Consider the following 8,719-nt stretch of genomic DNA (forward strand, 5'->3'; position numbering starts at 1 on the left):
CTTTATTTTGTAAGTTCTTCAATCTCCTTTTGGATATCTTCCATTCCTTTTTCGAAGTCTTTGAGTGACTCCTCAATTTCTTTTTCGGAGGTCACGTTGGTGACGGTGTCGTTTTCGAATATCAACAATACCTTATCTTCTTCGTAAACCCACCATTCAATATCCAGTGGCATTTCCACTTTTTCGGCAGGCTCGCCGGCAATATCAGTAACTTCAGTTGAAGACATTCCTTCTTTAATGTCATTGATGTCCCTGGTCACACATGCAGTGAGCAAGGCAATGGTTGCAATAATTATTATTTTCTTCATTTGTTCGTTTTTAGTTAAGCGAATCTACAAAATGTGCTGCAAAACCTCAATAAAAAAGTGTAGGATTGAGCATTCGGGAATGAGGGAGTAACAAAAGATATTGCCTCCCGTTCTTTCTTTTTGGTTGAGAGACAATATCTTTTGTCCTTATTTAGGTTCTTGTTTTTTATTCGATAATCAGATCCATCTCTTTAGGATATCGAACCGTATAAATGAATCGTAATTCTTTGGTTTCGCCGGGGGCCAGTATCAGGTCCCAGATGAGCAACCCGGTTTGGGGATTTACTTTGGCTCCGTTACTCTCTTCTAATTCCACTTTGATGTCACTATTGGTGGAAACGGGATATTGATCTTCCACCAGCACAGATGCTTTGGTGTTTTTACTATTTCGCACTGTGATTTTCCATGCTTTGGTCTCTTTGGCATTATTGCCAAAAAGGGATTTGGAAGAGAAATCTTTCTGTAATTCGCGCTCCACGATGATGCCGGGATCGCGGCCTACGGACAGATTGAGGGTATCTTCGGAAGAGAAAGGATTCAGAATCGTTTTACCCTGGTAAGTCTGATCGAAATAGATGTTGGCTTGTCCGGGAAGCAGATTTAGTTCGTTCCAGTCCGCAATATGAGCCATCAGGTAAACGTGGGGTGAGCGTTTGGGCACTGTTGCGTATTGGAAATCTGCTTTTACCTGGTGATCCGAAACGGCTACGTCATATCCCTGATTATCGGAAGGAATAGTGTAGGGGATTTGGATTTCAAAAGCTGTGGTTGTTTGTTGTTGAATGGTGGTGACGTTTTGTTTACCAAGAGAGGACATACCTCTGATGCGTATGGGCCTGGCTTCTTCTTCCTTGTCTTCAATTACCATTTCTTCATATAGTTCTACATCGTCTTCAACGATGTTTATGCCTTTCATTACTTTCGGCATTTGCACAGGAGCAGGATATAAAAACCAGGGTTGCAACTCAGGTTTGTAGTTGCTTATGGTGGGGTTGCCAGTGGAGAGTGTCAGCTTTACGTTGTCCCAGTTTTCGTTGGTGCTTTGAAAAACTTTGGCTTTGTACACCAGCGTTATCGGTGCATCGGTATCCTCTACGCGAATATCATAAAATGGCTGCCAGCGTGCATCACGAACGGTGTAGGTAAGTTCAACCGGTGCTTGAACGGTTCGATTGGTTGAAACAGCTATTTTGATGGTGCTGGTGGGCTGGTCGTCCTGGGCATTCAACTCGTTCAGCTGACGATTAATTTTATCCAGACGTCTTTGCATCTCAAGGGTTGTTCTGTTATTATCAAACAGGTTTTTTTCAATTTCCGTGAGACGTTGACGGAAAAAATCAGTCGCCCTGATGAGTTGCTCCACATTAACACCGGTTTGCTGTCCGCCAATCGACTGATTGCTGATTAACATTTCCTGTTCCTTGATGTAGATCAGCCGGGTGTTCTTGTTAAGTGAAATACTGTCCTGGAGTTCATCTCTTCTGTTGACCAGTTTTTTGGCCAGCTCATCCGATTTTGGGGAGTCCAGATAATCGATGCTGTGATTTACCGAAAGAATGGTGATTCCGGTTCCGGTAGAAACCTGCAGACTGTTGGAATTGAGACGGGGAGTAAGTCCCTTGAACAGAAGTATTGATTTGCCCGGGCCAACGGAAACGTTTGCTGTCCGTGTAACCTGAGCGCCTTTTAAGTAGACCACTACATCGGATATCTCAGATGATATCTCTTTTTGTGCCTGGGCCTGCATGAGAGATAAGCCCATCATGGCAATTACAAATACGAAAGTCTTCATAAGAAAAGAAGGTTATGTTTTATGTTCAAATATACATTTATTGTGCCGTAATTAATTTATCATAAACTGTTTTTATCCCTTGCCGGTTTTCATCCAAACATTCATTGACCAATTTGTGTTTATATTCTGAGAATGACTATTTATCTGGTTTTCTTCATAATTTATTATCATTTATCAAAGATGTTTTTACTGAGGCGACATTTGCATGTTTTTTGTAAATAATGGACTGACTCCATACAGTTAAAATTCAGCTTCATGAGTTTATTATTAATTATAGGAATCATTATTTTTTCAGGTTTTTTGTTGGGTGAATTGGCAGCCCGTATTTCTCTGCCTAAGATATCAGGTTATATTATAGCAGGTATTTTGCTCAATCCACAGGTTCTGGGTGTTGTCCCCCACAGCTTTATCGAAACCGGGGATCCGCTGGTTAATATTTCATTGGCCGTAATCACTTTCCATATAGGAGGATCACTCTCTTTCGATAAAATCAGGAAGGAAGGAAAGAATTACCTGATTATGACGCTGGCCGAATCATTGCTGGCTTATTTGCTTGTCTTTTTGCTTGTTTTTCTGACTGTTCAGTATGTTTTTAATCTTTTTGATTCTATTTATCTGGCTTTGGCTTTCAGTATGTTGCTAGCCTCTCTGGCAGCTCCGACGGATCCCTCCGCTACTTTGGCAGTGATTGAAGAATACAAAGCCAGCGGGCCTGTTAGTTCCTCTGTTTTAGGCATTGCAGCATTCGATGATATAATGGGCATCATTTTGTTTACTCTTTCATTGGCATCCGCCAGGATTTTAATGGGAGGGGGAGACACTTCAATGCTTGAATCTTTGGGACATCTGTTTTATGAGGTGGGGGGTGCTGTGTTTTTGGGAGCAGCTTTTGGGTTTTTATTGAATATGCTTTCTTCATATTTCAAGAAGGAGACCGAAGGGGCATTGATCGTTTTGATCCTGGCCATTTTAGTTACCTGCTACGGAACGGCCACATATATTGGAGTCGACGAATTATTATCTACCCTGGCCCTTGGAGTGGTAGTTATTAATTACAACAAGCAAAGAAAGGAAATCTTCGGCCTTTTAGAGCGATATACCGAAGAGCTTATTTTTGTCATTTTTTTTACCTTGTCGGGGCTTCATCTCGATATTTCGTTGCTCTCAGGGAATTCGGTATTGATTCTGGTGTTTATTGCAGCCCGATTTTTAGGAAAATATACCGGTATCTGGGCTTCGTCATCCTTTCTTCCGACTCCCAGACAGGTACAGAAATACACTGCCGGTGGCTTGTTACCCCAAGGTGGCATTGTCATAGGGTTGGCATTGCTGGTATCAAAAGAAGAGGCTTTTAGAACTTTCTCTACCTTAATAATGACGGTTGTTATTGGTACGGCAATTATTCATGAGTTATTTGGCCCGGTGATATCGAAACTATCTTTAAAAAATGCCGGAGAGATTAAAGATGAACGTCGCAATGAGGAGGATTCATAAAAAAAAGTGGAATAAGCCGATGTTTATCCGGCAAATAGCCGAAGGAAAATGATGTTATCGAATAACTTAAGTTTTTTAAAACCTTTCCGAAAATCAAACATTTTCATTGGCTACGTGTTTTTATTACTACAATCATCTTTTTGAAATCTAAAAACTACGGAATATGGAACGACGTCATTTTTTATCACTCGTGGGTATGGCAGCTGTAAGTGCCTGTGTTCCCACAGGGAAAAAAAGTAACAATAACGGAGCAACTGCTTCGGCAGCCGCGACCATCGATGGTCATAAATTTCCCGAACTGGGATATGCTTATGATGCGTTGGAACCATATATTGATGCACAAACTATGGAGTTGCATTACGATAAACACCATCGCGGATATTATGGTAAGTTTATGAAAGCCATTGAGGGAACCGAGATGGAAACGACGGCTATGCATCAGATTTTTGCCAATGTATCCGGGCATAGCGAATCTGTTAGAAACAATGGAGGGGGATATTACAATCACCGCTTGTTTTGGGAAAATATGTCTCCTGATGGAGGTGAGCCATCAGCTCGTCTGCTAAATTCATTGGTTAAGGATTTTGGATCGATGGATGAGTTTAAAAAGGAATTTTCTAATGCTGCCAAGACACAGTTTGGCAGTGGTTGGGCCTGGCTCTATATGGATGCCAATAAAAAATTGAAGGTGTCTTCTACACCTAATCAGGATAACCCTTTGATGGATGTTGTTTCTGAAAAAGGCATTCCCTTGCTTGCTTTGGATGTCTGGGAACATGCCTATTACCTGAAGTATCAGAATATGCGTGGCACTTACGTGGACAATTTCTGGAATGTGGTGGACTGGAAAACGGTTAGCAAACGCTGGGAGAAAGCCAATAAAGGAGAATGGAAGGGATAATTGACAGTTAAAATGATATAAAGGTTAAAAGAAACGATGTGTCTGAAAGGTTTCTTTTAGCCTTTTTCCTTTCCGAAACGTCGCTGCCGAATTGTCCGGGGGCATGTTTGAAGCGATCACTCAGTTGGTTTTTGTTCTTTAATTCCGGTTCTCGATCTCTTCCTTTATATGCTTGTAAACTTATCCTTTATAATCTTATTTTAAACCCAAAGTTCCAATATGCCGGATCGAAATTTACAGACCAACCGGAGTTTTCCGATTCCCAATCAATCATCGTGTGTTTTACACCTCCCAATCCGAGAGAAAGACCAACTTTAGGAGAAATAAACCAAGTCAGCTCCGGTATGATTTCAACATTGAATAAATCAGCTTCGTAAGCATCTTGCGACACTGTCGTATAAGGGGGAGGGGAATACGAAGATTCTGATGGATAATTGGATCTACCGGCAATGAGTGTACTACATTCAGATTTTATTTTACCGTATCCAAATTTTACTTTTCCACTAAGGTACAGCTTGTCAATAATTGAATGATAGTATCCTATATAAATGTTCGGCAAATATGCATTTGATTTTAAATCCATGACTTCAGCCTGATAGAAGTCTCCGATCATTAATTTATTCGTTCGGGACTCTTTTTCCCAATAATAGTCAAGTCCAACCCCCAATTCAACTCGGTCTGCTATAAAATAGCCAACCGACGCTCCAAGATTTAAATTTTTAATTTGTGACGCATTATGATTCGATGTGACACCATTTTCAGTGTTGTTTTTTAAATAATTTCCATCTAATGATACAACTGTCTCTCCTTTTTTTAGTTGTGAGAAAAGATTCAGACTTGAAATTGAAAGTAAAATTATAAGAACTGTTTTTTTCATTGTCTTATTGAATTAGGGATTGGTATTAATTATTCCACGGAAAATCGATCATATTTTGATGAGTTTTATTACTTCTTTATTCAGAAATGGTCCTCCCGGATAACTCTTTGTATAGTCAAAGTTTAACCATATTCCTTCCTCATTCTGAACGACTCCGAAATCTTCTTCGTAGATATCTGTAAATAAAAGGTTAAGAAGCGGTTTGACTTTCAGATTGTATTCATACTTGTCACTTGCTACCAAAACAATGGGGAAAGCATGCTCTTTGACCCAAACAATCCTGGTTTTTCCTCCAACAGCTTTTATGCACGCAGCCATCATTATTGAATAGTCCTCACAATCACCTGCCATAGAATTTAAACTCTCAGACGCGTTTGCAAAATGTTCTTCATCTGACGGATCAGATACATATTTCCATGCTCCATTAATTGTTTTAAAGACTGAGAAATATCTTATTATATTTCCATAATTATTAAAATATTTATCATTATCTTCTGTAAAATAATTTATGGCGGCTTGATTTGAAAATTGTTTTACCTCTGAGTGGTTGTAGTCAATGGAACTGATGATATCACTTTCAACGCTTATAATAATGCTATTTTCAACATCTTTTAAAAGGTTGGGATTGTTTTCAAATTTATTTTCAACAAGAGTTACATATCCTCTGAATGCCTTATTATACGTCAATCCTTTTTTATTAAAATATTGATTATATCCCATTTTAAGAAGTAGGATAATCATAAGTGCAAAAGCAAGTTTTTTAAATTTGAAGATCAGGAGATATACAGATAAAGCGTATATTAATACAACAACAATCATCCTGATTTCAATTGATTTTATGGGTATCCACATAAGATATTGATAGTACCCGATGACAATAGGTATTGAAATGATTAAGGATGATAAGATTAAGGCAATATGTCCGATATAACCTGTTTTTTCTTTTTGTGCTTTATCAGTCTCTTTTGGATTTATCCCGCTGTTTTTACTAATTTCCGGAAGGTCATCATATTCCAGTTCTTCAGCACATGATGGACAAACAAATCTTATCTTTTTTCCAACCGGAATTCTTACTTTTTTAGAACATTTTGGACAGTCAACTATTATTTTTTCGGTCATCTTTTATATCTGTATTTGTTCCTTTTTTTTCTCTGGTTGTTGAATGTATTTCAACCCCCGGATTATTCCAGAGGTGTCGGTTATGGCATTTTTGAATATTTTTCCATTAACCAATATTTTCAGGTATAAAATTAAGAAATCTTCTTAAAAAAACTGGTTCTGGCCTCAAACATTTACAACTTATTTGATTAAGAGTCGAAAGCAGTGCATGTGATTATTTTTTAGCTTACTGGATCATCTCAACGACTGCCTCCAGGCATTCCTGTTTTTTTTTAATAAAGACCTCCGCATCTGTCTTCAAAAGTGTATTTTTGCTTTCTTTTTGAAATGATTATTGAAACATGCATTTAATTCTTTTTAAAAGTCGTCGTTTAAAAAGGGCAGATTATGCCTTGACGCATGGTGCTTATCAAAAGGCATTTAGGCTTGCACTTCCGCTTGTCGATTCAGTAAAAATTGAAATTGCATTTCTGGCAAATCGGATGTGTGGGTTGGCGTTGTATAAGCGAAAGAAATATGAAGAGAGCCTCCATTTTCTTGAAAAGACATGCCATTTAAGAAACTATCGGCACGATTGGTACAACCTGGCAATGGCGTCGGCATTTTGCGGTAATCTGGAAAAGGCTGAAGAGGCTTTTAAAAATATCTATCGAAGCAGTGTACAGCCCGGATATCTGTATGCAACACCTGTACCCGGGTTGTTATTTCAATATATGAAAGCTTTAAAGAAAAAACAGTTTATTGATGCTGCAAAAATTCGGGCAAATGAGCTAAAGCAGATGTATGTCGGGGTGGGGAAAGATATATCAAAGCAAGTTCAACGGGGTCTTCCGGCTTATCCCGCCTTCCAGCGGGAAGTTGAATCGTTATTTCCGACTGATAAAGTTTTGTAGGTAAGGAATTATTTTTGTGCAACTTTACTGATTATGAATTTTTTAAATGCGGTTGATTTTTAATTTTCACTCGTATTTGGTCGGGGTGGCTTCTTCAAAATAGATTTATTATTGAACAACACTGATGTCCTTTTAAAGAAAAGAAATTGCTTTCCTATCATTGTTAAATTATTTTATTGGGTTGGAGGGAGTAATTTTCGATTTTGCTGATAAGTGTCTGTCCATAAACTAAGCGTTTTTCATGTGTTTGAGATAGCAAGCTCAAATTCAAGGCGTGTGAAAAATATAAACCGCAGAATACTAATGTATTTGAGGATTTAGATTTTGAGCAACAACGCAGAAGTTGGACTTTATAGACAAACGCTAATTAGCCCCTCCAACCTGGCCTGTTTTACATAAATGAAATTATTGTAAGTGAAACGAAGCAATCTTTACCTTAAGTTTCGATTTCTCCGGGTACTGGTGGGGTTTTATAGAAACGGCTTCATAACAGTTTTTCAGGATTAGCCGATTAAAATGAGATTCAGGATATAATTGCCGCTGCTATTTCCGTCTTCGTCTCCGTCCAGAATCACTCCATTGGTATCTGTGATGGTCCCGTTTCCTGCATCATTGCCGATGAGAATAAAATCAAAATATAAATCTGGTGAAAACGTACCTAACTCAGAAGCTGTTTCTGTGGTTGTAAATGTCACAGTTTTATTATCATTCGAAAATTCAACTGTTCCCTGTGAAATGATATCTGCTTGGAAATAGATGGTCTCCCCGGGTTTTACTGAATTGACATCTACAGGTCTGTTAAAGGTAACTTCCATGACTAAATGTCCATTACCATCGGTTGTAAATGCTGTGGCAGAATAATAATCGCTTTGATCTGGAGAGACAACCATAAACGGGTTGGGTGTGGCGGAAATATCAACAGATTGTGATTTGTTTCCGTGTTTATCTACAGTTTTGACGGAAAATGTATATTCCGTTCCGTTTGACAACCCCTGGACCGTAATTTGTTCCAATCCAGATGATTGTGTGAGTGTCGGATTCGTTCCCGGAGTATACGATATTTCAATATCTTCGAGATCGTCATCCTCCGGTTCTGTCCAGGAAAGTGTAATTTCTCCTTCGCCAATAACAGCTTCCAGGTCTGAAACTTGTGCTGGTGGTGTTTTATCTTCGTTGTCATCCTCTGAACAGGAAACCAGAACAAGTGAAAATGCCAAAAGTATTGTTGTTATAAATGTATGTTGACATCTAAAGTAAGCCTTCGGCCTCGGGCATATTGTAAGCCCCCGTCTTCAGCCGTTACTTTGATGGCAAAAAATGAGGATGACATTATCA

General features: G+C 38.8%; 8 protein-coding genes. 3 read left to right on the forward strand and 5 right to left on the reverse strand.

Going from position 1 to position 8,719, the window contains the following annotated elements; all coding sequences use genetic code 11:
- Nucleotides 1-2 precede the first annotated feature (2 nt).
- Together W7W_RS0119520 and W7W_RS0119525 are read right to left on the reverse strand one after the other, a co-directional pair.
- On the reverse strand, nt 3-308 hold the full coding sequence (locus W7W_RS0119520; protein ID WP_010665325.1) for a hypothetical protein: 306 nt from the start codon (nt 306-308) through the stop codon (nt 3-5).
- A gap of 166 nt (nt 309-474) precedes the next feature.
- The gene (locus W7W_RS0119525) at nt 475-2,100 is read right to left on the reverse strand and encodes a DUF4139 domain-containing protein (protein ID WP_010665326.1); all 1,626 of its coding nucleotides are present in this window, start codon (nt 2,098-2,100) and stop codon (nt 475-477) included.
- A 255-nt stretch (nt 2,101-2,355) separates the two neighbouring features.
- On the opposite strand from W7W_RS0119525, the gene W7W_RS0119535 reads away from it, so the two are divergent.
- Together W7W_RS0119535 and W7W_RS0119545 are read left to right on the forward strand one after the other, a co-directional pair.
- Nucleotides 2,356-3,594, forward strand: a complete 1,239-nt coding sequence (locus W7W_RS0119535) for a cation:proton antiporter (protein ID WP_010665327.1) — start codon at nt 2,356-2,358, stop codon at nt 3,592-3,594.
- Between the two features lie 163 nt (nt 3,595-3,757).
- Nucleotides 3,758-4,495: a superoxide dismutase gene (locus W7W_RS0119545; RefSeq protein WP_010665328.1), complete on the forward strand. Its 738-nt coding sequence runs from the start codon at nt 3,758-3,760 to the stop codon at nt 4,493-4,495.
- Nucleotides 4,496-4,682: 187 nt separating this feature from the next.
- On the opposite strand, the gene W7W_RS0119550 is transcribed toward W7W_RS0119545, so the two are convergent.
- Both W7W_RS0119550 and W7W_RS0119555 read right to left on the reverse strand, forming a co-directional pair.
- Nucleotides 4,683-5,372 (reverse strand): hypothetical protein, encoded by a 690-nt coding sequence (locus W7W_RS0119550; protein WP_010665329.1) that lies wholly within the window; start codon nt 5,370-5,372, stop codon nt 4,683-4,685.
- Nucleotides 5,373-5,420: 48 nt separating this feature from the next.
- Nucleotides 5,421-6,491 (reverse strand): zinc ribbon domain-containing protein, encoded by a 1,071-nt coding sequence (locus W7W_RS0119555; protein ID WP_010665330.1) that lies wholly within the window; start codon nt 6,489-6,491, stop codon nt 5,421-5,423.
- Nucleotides 6,492-6,832: 341 nt separating this feature from the next.
- Between W7W_RS0119555 and W7W_RS0119560 the strand changes: the two genes are divergently transcribed.
- Complete coding sequence (locus W7W_RS0119560; RefSeq protein WP_010665331.1) at nt 6,833-7,384, forward strand: hypothetical protein; 552 nt, start codon at nt 6,833-6,835, stop codon at nt 7,382-7,384.
- A gap of 503 nt (nt 7,385-7,887) precedes the next feature.
- On the opposite strand, the gene W7W_RS0119565 is transcribed toward W7W_RS0119560, so the two are convergent.
- Complete coding sequence (locus tag W7W_RS0119565) at nt 7,888-8,601, reverse strand: DUF4959 domain-containing protein (RefSeq protein WP_010665332.1); 714 nt, start codon at nt 8,599-8,601, stop codon at nt 7,888-7,890.
- Nucleotides 8,602-8,719 lie beyond the last annotated feature (118 nt).

It is taken from the genome of Marinilabilia salmonicolor JCM 21150, assembly GCF_000259075.1.
Lineage (GTDB): Bacteria > Bacteroidota > Bacteroidia > Bacteroidales > Marinilabiliaceae > Marinilabilia > Marinilabilia salmonicolor.